This is a genomic window from Streptomyces sp. NBC_00620 (assembly GCF_026341825.1).
Classification (GTDB): Bacteria; Actinomycetota; Actinomycetes; order Streptomycetales; family Streptomycetaceae; genus Streptomyces.
The window spans coordinates 4,117,214-4,133,954 of sequence record NZ_JAPENY010000001.1 but is presented as its reverse complement, the minus strand read 5'-3'; the positions used below and the strand labels follow the sequence as shown (position 1 = coordinate 4,133,954).

Genomic DNA, 16,741 nt, shown 5'->3' with positions numbered 1-16,741 from the left:
GGGCAAGGACGAAAACACCGGCAAACGGCTCGCCTGGCGGGGGAGCACGTCTGCTGCTACCGCTGTGGGCAATCGTCCCGCAGGGCGGGACGGGTGGGCACAGCCACCAGCGCCGGGTGCCATCCAAAGCCAAGGCTCACGGCACCGCCGTGACCTCACGCCGAAGGCGACCCGCACCAACGCCGTCCACCCCGGCGCCTGGTGGATCTGGGCACTAGGGCTCGGAACAGCCGCCACCCGCACCACGAACCCCCTCCTCCTCACCCTCCTCATCGGCGTAGCCGGATACGTAGTGGCGGCACGCAGGAGCGAGGCCCCCTGGGCCCGCTCCTACGGCGCCTTCGTCAAGCTCGGCATAGCCGTCCTCGGCATCCGCCTCGCCTTCGCCATAGTCCTCGGCTCCCCCATCCCCGGCACGCACGTCATCGTCACCCTCCCCGAAGTCCCCCTCCCCCACTGGGCCCAAGGCATCCGGATCGGCGGCCGGGTCACCGCGGAAGGCCTGGTCTTCGCCCTGTACGACGGCCTGAAACTGGCCACGCTCCTCATCTGCGTAGGCGCGGCGAACGCCCTCGCCAACCCGGCGCGGCTGCTGAAGTCGCTGCCGGGCGCGCTGTACGAGGCGGGCGTAGCCGTAGTCGTCGCGCTGACCTTCGCGCCGAACCTGATCGCGGACGCCCAACGGCTGCGCGCCGCCCGCCGTCTGCGGGGCCGCGCCGACCGGGGCCTGCGGGGCCTGCTGCACGTCGGACTCCCGGTCCTGGAGGGCGCGTTGGAACGCTCGGTCGCGCTGGCGGCGGCGATGGACGCGCGCGGGTACGGCAGGACGGCCGAGGTACCGCCCGCCGTCCGCCGCACCACGGCCGCCCTGACGCTGGGCGGCCTGCTCGGCGTCTGCGCGGGAACGTACGGACTGCTGACCGCCGAAGGCGGGACGTACGGCCTGCCCGTGCTGCTCGCCGGGCTGGCCGCGGCGCTCGGAGGCCTGTGGCTGGGCGGCCGTCGTTCGGTGCGGACGCGGTACCGGCCGGACGCTTGGGGCGTACGGGCCTGGCTGGTCGCGGGTTCGGGGGTCGCCGTCGCCGCGCTGCTGATCGTGTCCGCCTCGTACGACCCGTCGGCGCTGCGCCCGGGCGTCGTACCCCTGGTGGCCCCCACCCTCCCGCTCCGGCCGGCGGCGGCGATCCTGCTCGGCCTGCTGCCCGCCTTCGTCACCCCGGCTCCCGCCCGAACTCCCACTCCGACTCCGACTCCGACTCCCAGGAAGCAACCCTCATGATCCGCTTCGAGGATGTCTCCGTGACGTACGACGGGGTGGCCGAACCCACCGTCCAGGGCGTGGACTTCGAGGTCCCCGAGGGTGAACTCGTGCTGCTGGTCGGCCCGTCGGGGGTCGGCAAGTCGACGATCCTCGGCGCGGTCAGCGGTCTCGTCCCCCACTTCACCGGAGGCACTCTGCGCGGCCGGGTCACGGTCGCCGGCCGGGACACCCGCACGCACAAGCCCCGTGAACTCGCCGATGTCGTAGGGACGGTGGGCCAGGACCCGCTGTCCCACTTCGTCACGGACACGGTCGAGGACGAACTCGCGTACGGCATGGAGTCGTTGGGCCTGGCGCCGGACGTGATGCGCCGCCGCGTGGAGGAGACCCTCGACCTCCTCGGCCTCGCCGACCTCCGCGACCGCCCGATCGCGACGCTCTCCGGCGGCCAGCAGCAGCGCGTCGCCATCGGCTCGGTACTGACCCCGCACCCGAAGGTCCTGGTCCTCGACGAACCCACGTCGGCCCTCGACCCCGCCGCCGCCGAGGAGGTCCTCGCCGTCCTCCAACGCCTCGTCCACGACCTCGGCACCACAGTCCTCCTCGCCGAACACCGCTTGGAACGCGTCATCCAGTACGCCGACCAGGTCGTCCTCCTCCCCTCCCCCGGCGCCGCCCCACTCCTCGGCCCCCCGTCCGAGGTGATGGCGGTCTCCCCGGTATACCCACCGGTAGTAGCCCTGGGCCGCCTGGCCGACTGGTCCCCCCTACCCCTGACGGTCCGCGACGCCCGACGCAGGGCGGGCGCGCTACGGGAACGACTCGCGACGCCGACTCCCCCACCCGTACGCGTATCTACACCCACACCCGCCCCCGTCGCCGGGCCACCCCGCCGTGCCCGGTTCCTGCGCAAGCACACCTCGGAAGCCCCAGTACCCCAGCAACCGGCCGAGGTCGAAGCCCTCACCGTCCGCCGCGGCCGCATCGAGGCGCTCCGCCGCGTCGATCTCACCGCCGCCCCCGGCGAGACCATCGCGCTGATGGGACGGAACGGCGCCGGGAAATCCACGCTGCTCGGTGCGCTGGTCGGGCTGGTCGAGCCGGCGGGCGGATCCGTGCGGGTCGGTGGGGCGGTCCCGCATCGCGCCGCCCCGCGGGACCTCGTACGCCGCGTGGGTCTCGTACCGCAGGAACCGCGGGATCTGCTGTACGCGGACACGGTGGCCGCCGAGTGCGCGGCGGCCGACGCCGATGCGGGCGCCGGGCCCGGTACCTGCCGGGCGCTGGTGTCCGAGCTGCTGCCGGGTATCGGGGACGGCACGCACCCGCGTGACCTGTCGGAGGGCCAGCGGCTGGCGCTGGCGCTGGCCGTCGTGCTGACGGCCCGCCCCCCGCTGCTGCTCCTGGACGAGCCGACCCGCGGCCTCGACTACGCGGCCAAGGCCCGCCTGGTCGCTCTTCTGCGCACGCTGGCCGCCGAGGGGCACGCGATCATCCTGGCCACCCACGACGTGGAGCTCGCCGCCGAGCTCGCCCACCGTGTGGTGATCCTCGCGGACGGCGAGGTCGTCGCCGACGGCCCCACCGCCGAGGTGGTCGTCGCGTCCCCGTCCTTCGCCCCGCAGGTCACGAAGATCCTGGCCCCGCAGCCGTGGCTGACCGTCGCCCAGGTCAGGGAGGCGCTCTCATGACCACCCGCCGACCCCAGCGCCAGGCCCGCGCCATCCGCCTCGGCCCCCGCTCGCTCCTCGCCCTGGCCCTCGCCGGCGCCACCGGCCTCGCCGGTTTCACCTGGCCCCTCTTCGCCGACCCGTCCTCCCAGGTCAGCGCGCACGCACAGGACGCGCCGTGGCTCTTCGCGGGCCTCCTCGTCCTCCTCGTAGGGGTCGTCACCGCGACGATCTCGGAGTCCGGTCTCGGTCCGAAGGCCGTGGCGATGCTCGGTGTGCTGGCCGCCACCGGCGCCGCGCTGCGGCCGATCGGGGCCGGGACCGCCGGGATCGAGCCGATGTTCTTCCTGATGGTGCTGAGCGGGCGGGTGCTGGGGCCGGGGTTCGGGTTCGTGCTCGGCTCCGTGACGATGTTCGCGTCGGCGCTGCTCACGGGTGGCGTGGGGCCCTGGATGCCGTTCCAGATGCTGGCCATGGGCTGGTTCACGATGGGCGCCGGGCTGCTGCCGGGCCCTGACCGGCTGCGCGGGCGCGGGGAGCTGGCCATGCTCGCCGCGTACGGGTTCCTCGCGGCCTTCGCATACGGCACCGTCATGAACCTCGCGGGCTGGCCCTTCATGGACGCCCAGGCCTCGAACGTCGCCTTCGACCCGGGGAGCACCCTCCCCGCCAACCTGGCCCGCTTCGTCGCGTACTGCCTGGCCACCTCGCTCGGCTGGGACCTGGGCCGGGCCGTCGTCACCGTCGTGCTGACCCTCACGCTCGGCGCGACCCTCCTCAAGGCGCTGCGCCGGGCCACCCGGCGGGCCGCATTCGAGACCCCGGTCACGTTCGAACCCAGTTGATCTGCGGCGCCCGTCACACCGCCCGGCCGCACCCCGTACACATGCGTACGCCGTCCGTCACACGCGGGGTGAGCCGTCCCACAGGACCTTGGTCACATACGAAGCGCGGTAGTAGCCGAAATTGATGACATGTACGCGCCCGCAACCCCTCTGACCTGGGGTTTGAGAGCCAGATCACACAAGGTACTTTCTACTCGCATGCGACCACCACTAGTAAAAGGGGTCATTGCGGACGGACCCTGAGCCTGTTTCTCTGGAGCAGTCGCCAGGCGCCACGAGCCCACCCGGGTTCGCGGCGCCCACGCATTCCCCACCACGTACCTCGTGGCTCCGGCATGCGTACGACGACTCCATGTCCCCGAAGAAAAAGGTTCTCCGTGTCCGTCTCCGTCATCCGTCGCATCGCTTCCCCGAAGAAGGCCCTCACCGCCGTCGCCCTGGCCGCCGCCACGACCGGCATGGTGCTGACCGCCGCTCCGGCGCAGGCTGCGACGACCGCCTCGGCCTCCTCCGCGAAGACGATCGCGCACAAGGTGATCCCGGACGCCGCGCAGTTCAACGCGTTCAGCAAGATCGTCGAGCACGAGAGCGGCTGGGACGTCAACGCCACCAACTCCTCGTCCGGCGCCTACGGCCTGGTCCAGGCTCTGCCCGGCTCGAAGATGGCTTCCGCCGGCTCCGACTGGAAGACCAACCCCGAGACCCAGATCAAGTGGGGTCTCAACTACATGAACGACCGCTACGGCAGCCCGGTCGGCGCCTGGAACTTCTGGCAGGCCAACGGCTGGTACTGAGCCACCCCAGCAAGCATGTGAAAGCGGCGGCCCCGATTCCCGGGGCCGCCGCTTCCGTGTACCCGCGCCCGGCCATACGAGGGCGCACATGGTCCACTGGACCAGTGACCACCGAGCCACCCGAGCCGGGGACCCACGACCCCGAAGCACGCGACCCCGAGGCCCGCGGCCTCCCCCTGGTCGTCGTGCTCCTTGTACTGACCGTGGTCAGCGGGCTGATCGACGCGGTGAGCTATCTGGGGCTCCACCACGTCTTCACCGCCAACATGACCGGCAACGTGGTCGTGCTCGGCTTCGCCGCCGCCGGGGCGCCGGGTTTCTCGGTGTCCCACACGGCGGCGTCACTGGGCTGCTTCCTGGCGGGTGCGGTGATCGGAGGACGCGTCGCCAGATGGCTCGGCGGCGGATCGCGCCGCACCTGGGCCCGGGTGACGCTCGCCGCCGAGGCGGTGCTGGTGGGCGCGGCGTCGGTGGTGGCCTTCGCGGCCCCGGACGCGACCGGCACGACGTACGCGATCATCGCCCTCACCGCCCTCGCCATGGGCCTGCGCAACGCGACCGTACGCAAGCTGGGCGTACCCGATCTGACGACCACCGTCCTGACGATGACGCTGACCGGCATCGCCTCCGACTCCCGCCTGGCCGGCGGCAAGGGCACCCACTCCCCACGCCGCGTCGCCGCGGTCGTCGCGATGCTCGCGGGCGCGCTGCTCGGCGCGTGGCTGGTGCTCGACCACGGTCTGGGTGTTCCGCTGCTCATCTCCGCCGTGGCGGTGGGGGTGCTGGCGGTGACCACGTCGGGGCGGGAGCACTGGCGGTGACGGATCGGCGGGGAGTCCCGACGGAAGCTCGTTGCGTCACCCCGACGTGCTGATGAGCTCGTCGGCGACCCACCGTGCGACATCGGCGGGGTAGGGCGCCGGCAGTCCGAGGACGATGTGCCCGAAGCCGGCGTCGATCGCTTCGCCGATCGCCTGTCGGGTGACGCCGGGCCGGTCGTAGGAGACGGCCAGGTGGATCGAGCGGGTGATCGAGGCGGGGTCGCGGCCGATCTCGGCGCAGTAGCGGTCGAGCAGTGCGCTGCGGTTTCTTACGTCGTCGATGTCGCCGCCGGGGATGTTCCACAGGTCGGCGTGCTCGGCGACTATGCGGAGCGTCGCCGACGAGCGTCCGCCTATGAGGATCGGCGGGTGGGGGCGCTGGACGGGCTTGGGGTTGCCGAACGCACCGGTGAGCTGGTGGTGGGTGCCGTGGAAGTCGAAGGGTTTCTCCTCGGTCCACAGCCGACGGATCACCGTGCAGGCTTCGGCGAGGCTCTCCACAGCCTGCGGGGTGTCCAGGAAGGGCAGACCGTGTGCCGGGTACTCGCGGCGGGCCTGCGGAGGGCTGGGGCGTGAGCCGACGCCGATGCCGAAGTCGAGCCGCCCTTCGGAGACGATGTCGACGGTCGTGGCGATCTTGGCCAGCAGCGCGGGCGGCCGGATCCGGTTGCTGGTCACCAGCAGGCCGAGCCGAAGTCGTCGGGTGTGGGCGGCGAGGGCCGAGAGCAGCGTCCAGCCTTCGTGGGCCGGTCCGTCCGGGTCGCCGCCGATCGGCATGAGGTGATCGAACAGCCACGCGTGCTCGATCTCCGGGATGGTGTCCGCCTCGCGCCAGACGCACAGGATGTCCTGGTAGTCGACCTGCATGGGGGCGGTCATGATCCCGAAACGGGGTCGGGGTGTGGGCGGCATGGAGTCGGTGCTCCTTTCGAGGATGTGGGGACCGTTCCTCGGACGCTCAGCGGCGCCGCAGCGACGGGTCGAGCAGCGCGGGCGGAGTGTCGTACTTCTCGTGCGCGGCCAGGTCGACACCGGGGGCGACGATGGCGTCGATGGCGTCGAGTACGTCGGCGGAGAGCACGGTGTCCGCCGCGGCGAACTGCGAGTGGAGGTGATCCACGGTGCGGGGGCCGATGATCGCGCTGGTCACGGCGGGGTGCGCGGTCACGAATCCGAGCGCGAGCTGGATCAGCGTGAGGCCTGCCTCGTCGGCGACCTTGGCCAGCTGCTCGACCGCGTCGAGCCTGGCCCGGTTGGCGGGGATGGCGGTGTCGAAGCGCTCCGGCATGAACTTCGAGCGGCTGGTCGTGATCTCCCGGCCCTCGCGGATGGCGCCCGACAGCCAGCCCGAGGCCAGCGGGCTCCACGCCAGCACACCGAGCCCGTACTCCTCGGTGACGGGCAGGACGTGGGTCTCGATCCCGCGCTGCAGGATCGAGTAGCTGGGCTGTTCGGTGACGTAGCGGCTCAGGTGATGCTCGCGGGCGGCCCACTGGGCCTGCACGATGCGGTGCGCCGGGAAGGTCGAGGAGCCGAAGTAGCGGATCTTTCCCGCGCGTTGCAGGTCGTTCAGGGCCGACAGCGTCTCCTCGTCGCTGGTGGTCGGGTCCCACCGGTGGATCTGGTAGAGATCCACGTGGTCGACGCCGAGACGGCGCAGGCTGTTGTCCAGCTCCGTGACCAGCCAGCGGCGCGAACCGCCCTGGTGGTTGCGCTCGTCACCCATCGGCATGCTCGCCTTCGTGGCCAGCACGATGTCGTCGCGGCGGCCGGCGATGGCTTTGCCGACCATCTCCTCCGACTCGCCGTCGCTGTACATGTCCGCGGTGTCGATGAGGTTGATCCCGCCCTCGAGGGCGGCGTCGACGAGGGCGGTGGCCTCGTCCTGGGTGGTGCGCCCGATCTTGCCGAAGTTCATCGCGCCGAGTGCGAGGGAGCTGACCTGCACACCGGTGCGGCCCAAGGTGCGGTACTGCATGACTGTGTTCCTCCATGGCGGGGTGACGCGCGGATGAGGCATGGATGAGGCCTGGATGGAGCGTGACGGCAGTGCATGGCTTGGCCGCCGGGCCCGTGCTCTGGCATCATGAGCAAACGGAACCTCGTTCCGGAACGACGATACGGAACACTGTTCCGGTTAGCAAGCCTCGGCGGCGGGTTCGGCACGCCTCGATGGCGGGTTCGGCAGGTCTCAGTGGCGGGTTCGGCACGCATCAGTGGCGGAGGGAGTGGCGCGGTGAGCGACAGCGATGAGAGTGCGGGCGCGGGGCGCGCGGCCCAGCCCAAGCGGGCGGACGCCCGGCGCAACAAGGAGACCCTGCTCGACGCGGCCGCCGCGGTCTTCGTCACCTCGGGCGTGGAAGCACCGGTACGCGACATCGCGGCCAAGGCCGGCGTCGGCCTCGGCACGATCTACCGCCACTTCCCGACGCGGGCGGATCTGATCATCGCCGTCTACCGGCACCAGGTCGAAGCCTGCGCCGAGGCCGGTCCCGCCCTACTGGCGACCAGCGCGACGCCGCACGCCGCACTGGGCCAGTGGATCAACCTCTTCGTCGATTTCCTGGTCACCAAGCACGGACTCGCCGGCGTACTGCAGTCCGACAGCCCAGGCTTCGACACGCTGCACGCGTACTTCCTCGACCGCCTCGTGCCCGTGTGCACCCAACTACTGGACGCCGCAGCCGATTCCGGCGAGATCCGCTCCGACCTGAAGGCCTACGAGCTCATGCGCGGCGTCGGAAACCTCTGCATCGGCGCGGACAGCGACCCCCAGTACGACGCCCGCCGACTGGTCGAACTCCTCATCGCGGGACTGCGGTTGCCGAGCTGACCGACGGCAGCCGGCGTGAACCACACGAATCACGCCGTCACTTGAGGGTCAGCACCTGGTTCTCGTCCTCCGTCGTGGCCCAGAGGACTGTCTTGCCTTCGGATTCGCCGGTCCACATGGTGGCCGTGCAGCCGTCCTCGAAACGGATCAGCACGGAGGTGGAGTCACCGTCGTCGATGGAACTCCACGTGCCGTCACCGGACTTATTCCGAAGTCCGTCCGCGGGGCAGGAGAAGTATTTGAGGGTCAGGCCGGCCGCAGAGAAGACCTTGTTCTCCTTCAACGCCAGCTCGGCTCCCTCGCCCGCCCAGGTGCGCACCAGGACGGCGTTCTGGACCAGCTTTCCTTCCGGATACCGCCCGTAGTCCGTCGATGCGTAGCAGCCGGACACCAGAAGGACTGCGACGGCGGGTACCGCCACCCGCCACAAGGTCACCCGCCGCAAGGCCGCCCGACGCAAGGCCGCCCACAGCCAGGCGCTACCGCGCTTCGCGCCTGGCTGTTCTCGGTGCTCGCTCACCCGTTCCCCGTTCATCAGTTGAGGATCACCACACGGAACGTGATGGTCATGAAGTGAAGGACTCCGCGAAGTCCCCCACCCTGATCCGCCCCACCGTCTCCGGAAGCGCACCGGCCGCGTCTCCCGAGGCGGGACGATCGATCACCTCGATCGCGAAACCGTTGTTCCTCGGGACCAGTTGGGGTTGACCGCCGGCCGTCACATGCCCAGCTTGTCGAGGAGCCGGAAGAACAGTTCCTCCGCGAAGTCCGAGTCCTCCTCGGCGAAGACCTCGGCGAGTCCCGGCATGTCCGGCGTGCGGCCCGCCGCGCTCGCCCAGGCGGCCGCGGCGCGTGCGGCCGCCTCCGGGGACGGGAACTCGGCGTCGAAGTCCTCGTCGTCGTCCTCGCAGTAGGCCTCGGTCGCCTCGCGCGCGAGGCAGGCCTTCCAGTGCCCGCCGGCCACCGAGAAGCCCTCCACGTGGACCGCGTCGCTGTCCAGCACGAAGCCGGTCAGGGCCGGTGCCCCCGTCTCCTCGACCAGTTCGGCGAGCAGCGCGGGAGCATCGTCCGCGAGCTCGGGGCCCGGGTACTGGCCGACTTGCCAGCCGTCGGCCCGCCGCCAGTGCTCCTCGATACCGTCGTGACGTTCGACGACGGCCGACAACTCGTCGAGCGGAGTCTCACTCCGGCACACGACGAACGAACCCCAGAACCCCATGCGTCCTCTTCCTCCGCCTGAACGCCTGAACGCCTACGCGCCGGCCGCACGCCGGGCAAGCCGCTCGCGCGCCCAGGCGACGAAAGGCGGAAACTCCCCGTCGGCCTCGGCCTTGTCCACCAGGGCCGCCACATCCGCGACCGGGTCGTCGTCCACGCGCAGCACGATCTCGCTGACGGTCGCGTTCTTGAGCCGCAGGAGGCCGTCGTTCGGGTTGGTGCGTGTCTCCGCCAGCAGGGTCCTGCGGTCCAGCAGGGGCACCGTCCGCGGGAGGGCCACCTCCGTGAGGGCGCGGGCCAGTTCTCGCCCGCAGCCCTCACGCGTCTCCGGCTCCGAGAACGCCCACCGGGACCTGAACGGCATCTCCGAGTCGGGCTGGTGAGCGACCCCCGCCGGCGGAATCACCTCGTACTTCGCCAGGGCACCGCTGGCGTCGGGCGTCGGCGGATTCGCGTACTCCCGGTTCAGGAATGCCCATTGCGGCAGCGGTACGACCGAGAAGAACACGTCGAAGACGTACTTCTCTGGGTCGACGGCCTCCGGCCAGACCTGCATGAACAGGTGATCGCCGTTGGGTGCGGCCAGCCGGAAGGTCCGCCCCTTCTTGGCGAAACCGGCTGCCTTCATCACGGGAACCACGTGCTCCCGGATGAGGGTGTCCAGTGGGTTCATGTCCGCTGCCTGCCTTCCTGCTCACGCCGCCAGTTCGAAGAGCGTAGCGGCGACGCCCACGGTGATCGCCCCGCCCGCTGCCGCGCCCGCCTCCGGAGCGATGAAGGGCAGACCGACAAGCACGATCGGCACCAGCAGTGGCCACTGGTTCACCCCGTCCGTCGCCTGCGGCACGATGCCCAGACCCGGCTGGTCGATGGTCCCGGGGTAAGGACCGGGACCCGGACCCGGGGTGGGCGATGGGGTGGGCTGCGCGGACTGCTGCTGGACCACAGCCGTGGGGCTGGAACTCAGGACGCGCTTGAACTTCTTGTCGTTGGGCTTGCCGTAGATGATGGCGCCCGGCTCCGGGCCGATCACCTGGTCCCCGTTGGGAACGGGGTAGGGGCCTCCGATGGTCCAGCCCAGCACTGCCTTGTCACCGTTCGCGCGCATCTTGCCCACGTACCAGTTCGCTTCTGGAACGGCCTTCCCTGCCACACCCGCCGACTTCACCTCCCAGACGTAGTACACGTCGTGGTTGGGGTCGTATCCGACGATGTCCGGCAGCCCCTTGTTGCACGGCCCCGCGGGATTCTTCATGCACTTCTTGCTCGCGCCCGGAACCTGCATCTTCGTGTCGATCGTGAAGTTCTTGATGCCCAGCTTCTTGACCTGCATCTTGATGATCACGATGGCGGCGTCCCGCGCCTGGTTGTGCCGCGTGGTCCTGTCGCCGCCGACCGCCGCCGGCACGGGGGTGCTGTCGTCGTCGCCGTCGTGGCTGGACCCGTCGTAGCTGTCGGACTCCGGGTCGTTCTCCGGCTTGTACGTGCCGTACGTGCCGTTGCTGCCCGAGCAGAAGTGGGGGTAGCAGGACTCGAGGCCGGTCGGGTCGGACTGAGTGACGGGGTTGCCGTTGGCGTAGGTGTAGCCGTTGAGGGACTGGGCCTGATCCGTGCTGAGGACCGGGTCGACACTGACGAAGCGGCCTATGGTCGGGTCGTACTCGCGGGCGCCGACGTGGGTCAGCCCCGTGCTCGCGTCGGCGGTCTTGCCGAGGAAGCCCTTGTCGTCGGTCCAGGTCCCGGTGCCACCGGAACGCGTGGAGCCGAACGGCGTGGTGTAGCGCTTGGTGACGGCCTGCGTGGTCGCCTCGACCGCCAGCGCGGAGGTGCCGTGCCGGTCGGCGGCGATCCAGGTCAGGGTGTTGGTCCCGGACTTGTTGCTGCGCAGCGCGATCGTGGAGTCGCCTGCGCTGTAGTAGCGCTGGGCCCAGTACTTGGTGGTGCTGGTGCTGGTGTCGAGGTGGACCTCGGTGGTGCCGAGATAGAGGACGGTCTCCCCCGCGGCGTTGCGCTTGATGAGGAGATTGCCGTCGGTGTCGTAGACGTAGCCGGTGGTGCTGCTGCCCTCGACGAGTTTGCCGAGGTCGCCCTCCTCGTTCCAGGCCAGCGACTGGGAAGCGGTCCCGTCGGGGCGGGTGGTGGTGTTGCCGGTGGCGTCGTAGACGTACGTGGGGGTGACGCCCGTGCAGGAGGCCGCTGTCGTCACGGCCGTCAGGGTGTGGAGCTGTGAACTGCCGTAGCAGTACGTCTTCTTGGTGTCGGCGCTGGTGGTGTGGGTGGTCTCGGAAGCACGGACACCGGAGTCCTGGTACGTGTACGAGGTCCAGTACGGGCTCGCGCCGCCGAGGTTCGCGGTGGTGCGGCCCGCGGTCGAGCAGTCGGCGGTCTTCGGGGTCCACGCCTCGGTCAGCCGTCGGTAACCGTCGTAGGCGAAGCACTGGTTGTCCGCCGCCGAGGTGCCGCCGAGGGTGGTGGGGTCGGTGATGGCGGTGACGTTGCCGGCGTCGTCGTAGGTGTAGTTGAGCTCCTGGAGCTCGTAGCCGTGCGTCTGGTCGGTGACCACGGACTGCTTGAGGAGCCCGGTGCCCTCCTCGTAGGCGTTGGTGAGGTACGCCTTCTTGGTGCCGGTGGCGGCGGAGGTGCCCAGCGTCAGCTGCTCGGTCTGGCCGAGCGCCGAGTAGCTGCTGCCCAGCAGGTAACCGCTCTCGCCGGACACGGTGGTGGGCAGCCCCACGTCGTTGTACTTGGTCGTGATCTGCTCGGCGGCGAGACCGCCGACGGCGGGTTCCTTGGTGTACTCCCGGGTGCCGTCGATGTTGTAGGACGACGAGAAGTCCAGCGTGGCGGACGGGAGTGCGCCGGAGCTCACCAGTGCGTCGCCCGCGGGCAGCGTCAGCTGGGATCCGGTGGCGCGGTACAGGGCGTCGTAGGCGGTGACCTTCTTGGTGTACGACGTGCCGGTGGTGCCGCTGCCGCCCACGTAGCGCACTGCGGTGTCGAGCTGTCCCTTGGCCAGGGTGTCGTAGGTGTAGCCGGTGAGCTGGTTGGCGGCGACCTGCTCCTCGGTGGTGGAGGTCAGGTCGGCCGTGGCCGGCGCGCTCCAGGTGCCGGAGACCCGGCCGAGTGTGTCGTAGGCGGAGATGATGACGCGTCCGGCCGCGTCCTTGATCCAGGAGACCTCATCGGTGGCGGTGTAGCCGGTGGTGGTCTTTCCCTTGTCCGGGTCGGTCGAGGTGACCTTGCGGCCGTACAGGTCGTAGGTGTAGGACCAGACGGCGCGGTCGGGTCCGGTGACCGTGGACTCCTTGCCGTCCGGTGAGTAGGTGAACGACGTCGAGGTGTACGGGACTCCGGTGCCGGAGCCGTAGCCGGCGTCGGCCGGCGAGGTGCCGGAGTACTCGCGCCGCTCGGTGGTGCGGCCCAGCGCGTCGGTGATCACGCGGGTCGCCGAACCGCCTGCCAGGGCGGCGGTGGCGGTGGAGTCGCCGGTGTAACCGGTCGTCGTGGCCCAGCGCTTGACGCCGTAGATGTAGAGGGTGCTGCTGGTGGCCCGTTCGGCGCCGTCGTAGGCGGTGGCGGTCTGCTGGGCGGCCTCGCCGTACTCGGCGCGGGTGTAGGCGCCGTTCGGAGTCTTGTCCTGGTCGAAGATCTGGGCGTACGACTCGTAGGCCAGGCCCCGGCTGTCGTAGCGCGTGTCGGTCAGCATCCGGCCGCCGAGCGGGGTCGGGGACTGCGTCTGCAGGGGACGCAGCAGCGCGTCGTAGATGCTGTAGGTGGTGTTGTAGGTGTCGCCGTCCGCCTTGAGGGTCGACGTGGACGTCCAGGAGGGGGCGCCGCTGGTGACCGAGTAGGCGTACGTGTAGTTCGCGGCCTGCGACGACGAGTGGGAGCGGTTGGGCAGCCAGACCGCGGTGACCCGGCCCAGCGCGTCGTACGACGTCTCCGTCAGCTTGGTGTTGACGTCGTAGACCTGGGTCGTGGAACCGCGCGCCGGGTCCAGGTAGGTGTAGCTCTTCTGGCTCTTGGGGTTGGTGGTGACGATCCGGGTCAGCGGACCCGCGTTGGTCGGGGTGTAGGCCGCGGTGGTGGTGGCCCCCGCGGCGTCGGTGACGGACAGGGGGCGGCCGAGCTTCGTCGTCGCCGTGTCGAACGTGGTCTTGCTGAGCGTCTGCCAGGAAGTGGGGTGGCGTTCACCGCCGGTCGCCGTGGCCGGGTAGGCGGACGCGCGGCCCTTCCAGGTGGCGAGGCCCAGGGTCGGGGTCTGGGCCGAACTCCACGCCGTGGTCGAGGCGTTGTCGTAGACGGTCGCCGTGTCGGAGAGCACGTCTCCCCGGGTGGCAAAGCTCGTCGGCAGGGACAGTGAGGTCTCGGCGACCGAGCAGGGCCGGGCGACGACCCTGCTGCGGGAGACCAGGGCGGTGAGGCCGAGGTCGGCGTTGCGGGCGTACCAGGTGCGGGTGCAGGTCTCGTCGCCGGACTTGGCGGTGTCGCCGGTGTCGTCGACGGCGGCGGCCATGCCGTAGTCGTCGTAGGTGGTGGCGCTGGTGCGGGTGCGCCAGCTCGACGAGGCGGTCAGATAGGTGTGGGTGTACGACTTGCCGACGCGGACGTAGTACGCCTCGGTGTCCGCGTACGACTTGTGCTGCGTGGCGGTCTTCTTCGACCAGGGATCACTGACCGTGACGCTCACCGGCGTCGACCCGTCGTAGGTGATCTTCTCGCGCAGCACGCCCGCGTAGGTGTCGCTGTCGGTCTGGTCGGCGACGTCGAGGCCGCTGACGTCCACCCCGGCGACGGTGGCGGAGCGGCGGGCGTCCGCGTCCAGGGTGCCGTCCGCCTTGAGCAGCCGGTCGCCGTTCATTCCCTGGAGGTAGACCGAGACGGTCTTGGTCTGGTTGCTGCCCACGCCCTTGGTCGCGGTCACCTGGCCGTAGCCACGCCAGATGGACCAGGTGCGCTCGTCGGCGGGGGTGAAGGGGTTGTCGTTGTAGTGCCAGGCGGGCGCGGAGTAGGAGTACTGGTTCTCCACGGCGTCGTTCTTGCCGGTCGGGTCGGAGGTGTTGACCGCGAGGACCCGGTACTTGTGGAACCAGTCGATCGAGGCGTTCTCCGCCCCGTTGATGTTCCAGAACTGCGGATAGCAGGACTTGGTGTTCGTGTCGGCGGCGCTCGGCATGTTCGATCCGCGCACACACTCCGGCTCGGAGAGGGTGACCCGGGTGATCGCACCGGTCTCCGAAGTGACGCTCTCGATGCGCGGGCGCCGCAGCGGCAGGATGTTGTCGGTGGCGTCGACCCGGTTCTTGCGCATCTGGTACGTGAAGGCCACCGGCGGCAGCGCGATGTCGGTGCCGTTCTTGCCCGTGTGCCGGATGCTCTTCAGCGTCAGCGTCTGGTCACTGGTGTCCCCGATGTCACCGCCGTCCAGGAACTCCTGCGTGAACGCCCAGGTGTCCACGGCGGTGAAGGCACTCGTGGCCGCCGACCAGGCGTAGGTGTCGACCTGAGTGAGCCGCTTGCGAGTGAAGAAGAACGGACCCCGCACATCGCAGTCCGCGTCCTTCTTGCAGATCGAGTCGGAGGGGACGTCGGGCCAGTTGTCGGACGTGGCGTCCGTCAGGTCGGAGCAGTCGGCGGCGGTGCAGCGCTCGTTGTAAGTGAAGGTGACCTTGTCGGAGGTAACTCCGGTGAACAGGGTGTCCGCGCGCTGCCCGTAGAGGATCTTGTTGAGGTAGCCGCCACGGTCGTACTCGGTGGTGGCGGTGGTTCCGCCGTTCTTCCCGTAGTAGTTGGTCTCGGGCGTGTACCAGTACGACATGGCGTTGCCGTTGAGGTCCTCGGCATAGTCGAGGTTCCAGCGCCAGGCCTGGACAGTTGAGCGGTTGGCGAAGGCGGTGCCCTGGTCGTAGCCGGGTTCGCCGGAGTCGTCGCCGTAGACCGGCACGGTCCACACCGATTCGGTGCGCTCGGTGCCGGCGCCGGGCAGCTTGTTCAGGCCGAAGACGTACTTGGTGCCTTCGCCGGTGACGACGGTCCAGGTCTCGCCGTCGCCGTCGCCGTTGTCGGCACCGGTGGAGTGGGTGACGGTGGAGGCGTCGTCGGCCTTCAGCCGCCACTCGCCGCTGGTGTCGTCCTTGACCAGTTCGGTGGACTTGCCGTTGAGGACGAGGGAGGCGTTGTCGTACTTCCAGCACAGGTCGGACTTGCCGTCCTGGCCGTCCTCGTCGCACGAGCCGTAGGAGCGCTCGACGTAGGACGCGGACGAGAGGTCGAAGCCCTCGCCGACCTGGGTGGACTGGTTGTTGGTCGAGGCGGTGCGGCCGTCGATGCCGCCGGAGTCGTACGACAGCGCCAGGTCAGGCTGGGGGCCGACCGCCGCGGACGGGGTGTCCAGCGGGTACGACCAGGAGAACGAGCCGGACGAACCGCCCGCCTCCCATGTGGAGGACGAGGTCAGCGGGGTCGCCGAGTAGTCGCCGGCACCGGTCGCGGACGCCTCGGAGGTGGCGGCCAGGGCGAGAACGGTGGCCGAGGAGGCGGTGGAGAGCGCAACGTCGGCCGACACGGACTGTCCGGCGGCGTCGTTGTCGGAGGCCAGCGGTGTACGGGTGCGGCAGGCGGCCTTCTCCGGTGTGGTCAGGGCGCAGGCCGGCAACGCTATGAGGCCGAGCCGGCCCGACCAGCCGCCGCCGTAGGCCGAGGCGAACTCCGAGTAGTCCAGCGTCAGATGAGCCCGGCCCGGCTTCGTAGCCGTCGCGGTGAACACAACACCCTTGATTCCGGCGGCCGTTGTCGCCTTCCGGTCCAGCACCCGGATCGTCGAATCACCGGAGGCCACGTTCCCCACACTGCCGCGGGCGACCGTGACCGGCAGACCACCCGCCTCGACGGCAGCGCGACCCGACCGGGTACCCGGGATGGCAACCGTGACCCGCCCGGACGCGGGCCAGACCGCGTCCTGCTCGGCGGCGGCCCGGTCGGCCTGGGCCTTGTTCTTCTTCCGGGACTCGGCGACATCCGCACGAGCCTGCTTCGCCCCCAGGCCGGTGACCGCGCTGACGTCACTGTCCCGCTGCTCCGGAACCTCCGGCCGCCCCAGCCCACCCGCCGAGGCCGGCGCCGCCTGCGCGGCGGGCAACGCACCCGTCGCGGTCAACGCGAGCGCCAGCACCACCACGACACCCACGCGTCTGCCACGCAGCCAACGAACCACTCTCGTACCGGTGTTCACGACAAACCCCCGTCAGGCACGGCCGCGACCACACCAGCGACCACGGAATGGAAAGGAGAAGGAGTGGG

At 70.2% G+C, this 16,741-nt stretch carries 12 protein-coding genes; 6 read left to right on the top strand and 6 right to left on the bottom strand.

Going from position 1 to position 16,741, the window contains the following annotated elements:
- The first annotated feature begins 64 nt into the window (after window positions 1–64).
- From OG246_RS18880 to OG246_RS18860, 5 genes are all read left to right on the top strand, one after another.
- Entirely contained in the window at window positions 65–1,279 is a 1,215-nt protein-coding gene (locus tag OG246_RS18880) for a CbiQ family ECF transporter T component (protein ID WP_266463528.1), read from the top strand.
- Complete coding sequence (locus OG246_RS18875; RefSeq protein ID WP_266463525.1) at window positions 1,276–2,952, top strand: ABC transporter ATP-binding protein; 1,677 nt, start codon at window positions 1,276–1,278, stop codon at window positions 2,950–2,952. The genes OG246_RS18880 and OG246_RS18875 overlap by 4 nt, the downstream gene beginning before the upstream one ends.
- A complete protein-coding gene (locus OG246_RS18870) occupies window positions 2,949–3,776 on the top strand; it encodes an ECF transporter S component (RefSeq protein ID WP_266463522.1) in 828 nt (275 codons plus the stop codon). The genes OG246_RS18875 and OG246_RS18870 overlap by 4 nt, the downstream gene beginning before the upstream one ends.
- 377 nt (window positions 3,777–4,153) lie before the next feature.
- Entirely contained in the window at window positions 4,154–4,570 is a 417-nt protein-coding gene (locus OG246_RS18865) for a lytic transglycosylase domain-containing protein (RefSeq protein WP_266463519.1), read from the top strand.
- A 104-nt stretch (window positions 4,571–4,674) separates the two neighbouring features.
- Entirely contained in the window at window positions 4,675–5,391 is a 717-nt protein-coding gene (locus OG246_RS18860; protein WP_266463516.1) for a YoaK family protein, read from the top strand.
- Between the two features lie 36 nt (window positions 5,392–5,427).
- Here OG246_RS18860 and OG246_RS18855 read toward each other — a convergent pair whose 3' ends face one another.
- Together OG246_RS18855 and OG246_RS18850 are read right to left on the bottom strand one after the other, a co-directional pair.
- Complete coding sequence (locus OG246_RS18855; protein WP_266463513.1) at window positions 5,428–6,303, bottom strand: LLM class flavin-dependent oxidoreductase; 876 nt, start codon at window positions 6,301–6,303, stop codon at window positions 5,428–5,430.
- Window positions 6,304–6,349: 46 nt separating this feature from the next.
- A complete protein-coding gene (locus tag OG246_RS18850) occupies window positions 6,350–7,369 on the bottom strand; it encodes an aldo/keto reductase (protein WP_266463510.1) in 1,020 nt (339 codons plus the stop codon).
- Between the two features lie 258 nt (window positions 7,370–7,627).
- Here OG246_RS18850 and OG246_RS18845 point away from each other — a divergent pair, with 258 nt between their 5' ends.
- Window positions 7,628–8,224, top strand: a complete 597-nt coding sequence (locus OG246_RS18845) for a TetR/AcrR family transcriptional regulator (protein ID WP_266463508.1) — start codon at window positions 7,628–7,630, stop codon at window positions 8,222–8,224.
- Between the two features lie 37 nt (window positions 8,225–8,261).
- On the opposite strand, the gene OG246_RS18840 is transcribed toward OG246_RS18845, so the two are convergent.
- The 4 genes from OG246_RS18840 to OG246_RS18825 all read right to left on the bottom strand — a co-directional run bounded on the left by OG246_RS18840 (window position 8,262) and on the right by OG246_RS18825 (window position 16,673).
- On the bottom strand, window positions 8,262–8,645 hold the full coding sequence (locus OG246_RS18840; protein ID WP_266463505.1) for a hypothetical protein: 384 nt from the start codon (window positions 8,643–8,645) through the stop codon (window positions 8,262–8,264).
- 297 nt (window positions 8,646–8,942) lie between these two features.
- On the bottom strand, window positions 8,943–9,443 hold the full coding sequence (locus OG246_RS18835; RefSeq protein ID WP_266463503.1) for a hypothetical protein: 501 nt from the start codon (window positions 9,441–9,443) through the stop codon (window positions 8,943–8,945).
- 33 nt (window positions 9,444–9,476) lie between these two features.
- Window positions 9,477–10,115 (bottom strand): hypothetical protein, encoded by a 639-nt coding sequence (locus tag OG246_RS18830; protein WP_266463500.1) that lies wholly within the window; start codon window positions 10,113–10,115, stop codon window positions 9,477–9,479.
- Window positions 10,116–10,136: 21 nt separating this feature from the next.
- Window positions 10,137–16,673 carry an RHS repeat-associated core domain-containing protein gene (locus OG246_RS18825; RefSeq protein ID WP_266463497.1) on the bottom strand — a complete coding sequence of 2,179 codons (6,537 nt, stop codon included), beginning with the start codon at window positions 16,671–16,673 and terminating at the stop codon, window positions 10,137–10,139.
- Window positions 16,674–16,741 lie beyond the last annotated feature (68 nt).

Bases quoted from the DNA above. Each gene is read 5' to 3' on its own strand.
- OG246_RS18850 (WP_266463510.1), bottom strand. From the start codon at position 7,369: ATGCAGTACCGCACCTTGGGCCGCACCGGTGTGCAGGTCAGCTCCCTC.
- OG246_RS18855 (WP_266463513.1), bottom strand. From the start codon at position 6,303: ATGCCGCCCACACCCCGACCCCGTTTCGGGATCATGACCGCCCCCATG.
- OG246_RS18875 (WP_266463525.1), top strand. From the start codon at position 1,276: ATGATCCGCTTCGAGGATGTCTCCGTGACGTACGACGGGGTGGCCGAA.
- OG246_RS18830 (WP_266463500.1), bottom strand. From the start codon at position 10,115: ATGAACCCACTGGACACCCTCATCCGGGAGCACGTGGTTCCCGTGATG.
- OG246_RS18870 (WP_266463522.1), top strand. From the start codon at position 2,949: ATGACCACCCGCCGACCCCAGCGCCAGGCCCGCGCCATCCGCCTCGGC.
- OG246_RS18835 (WP_266463503.1), bottom strand. From the start codon at position 9,443: ATGGGGTTCTGGGGTTCGTTCGTCGTGTGCCGGAGTGAGACTCCGCTC.